This window comes from Vibrio sp. SCP2, from assembly GCF_059295395.1.
On the sequence record NZ_JCAFVV010000045.1, the window covers coordinates 1 to 231 of the forward strand.

1 rRNA gene is annotated in these 231 nt (G+C 52.4%); it reads left to right on the forward strand.

From position 1 onward, the window contains the following. Nucleotides 1-222 (forward strand): 23S ribosomal RNA (locus AC5O63_RS22490); the annotation flags it as partial. Nucleotides 223-231 lie beyond the last annotated feature (9 nt).

The following is a 231-nucleotide window of genomic DNA, read 5'->3' on the forward strand; positions in this document are numbered from 1 at the left end:
CTGGTGTTCGGGTTGTGTCGCCAGACGCATTGCCCGGTAGCTAAGTTCGGAATCGATAACCGCTGAAAGCATCTAAGCGGGAAGCGAGCCCTGAGATGAGTCTTCCCTGACTCCTTGAGAGTCCTAAAGGGTTGTTCGAGACTAGAACGTTGATAGGCAGGGTGTGTAAGCGTTGTGAGGCGTTGAGCTAACCTGTACTAATTGCCCGTGAGGCTTAACCATACAACACCC